This is a genomic window from Enterobacter sp. ZOR0014, assembly GCF_000798855.1.
Classification (GTDB): domain Bacteria; phylum Pseudomonadota; class Gammaproteobacteria; order Enterobacterales; family Enterobacteriaceae; genus Enterobacter; species Enterobacter kobei.
In genome coordinates this window covers 1-612 of the sequence record NZ_JTLF01000097.1, presented here as the reverse complement: position 1 = coordinate 612, position 612 = coordinate 1, and the positions used below count along the sequence as shown (strand labels likewise).

Here is a 612-nt window from a genome sequence, read left to right as displayed (position 1 = left end):
GCTGACGGTAGCATGGGTCAAGGGCGTTGGGGCGGCAGCGGGTGGGTTTGCTTCGGCGATTTCGGTGTTTACTGATGGAGCTTCAGCAGTAGATGAATTTAAGAATAATCGTTTTTTCCTGATGGGTGTGATGGGGTTGAAAACAGTTGTGGATGTCCTCGCTGTCACAAAATCAGTCGGTCTTCTGCTGGAGGCAATAAGTGCTGTTTTCGAAGTTAAAGGTAAAGAGGAAGCATCAAGAATAATCGGATTAGGTGGTAAATATATAGCCGACAAACTGGTAAAAAAATATTTTGGAGTAAGAGTTCTGGCGATTTTAGTGACCTGGGAAGCCATGGTGGCCATAACTTTTTTGCAGGTGGTGGTGACGTGGATTTCTGATGACGAGCTTCAGATATGGTGTGAGAAATGCGTATTTGGCGCAGCACCATTCAAGCGCAGTGTGGCAGACCAGAATAATGCCCTGGAAGCAGCAATAAAGGATATTTCATGAATTCAGAAGCGCAGCATCAGATATGTTCCCGATTTGTTAAGCCAGAGAAATTAGCAGACCTGCGTACAAAGCAGGAGATTGAGGTGATGAACGGCAGGCCGTGGACGCGGGAGCTTCCC

1 pseudogene is annotated in these 612 nt (G+C 46.9%); it reads left to right on the top strand.

Annotation, left to right across the window (positions count from 1 at the left end):
• A pseudogene (locus L977_RS24675) lies at positions 1–493 on the top strand (hypothetical protein); the annotation flags it as partial.
• Positions 494–612: the final 119 nt, after the last annotated feature.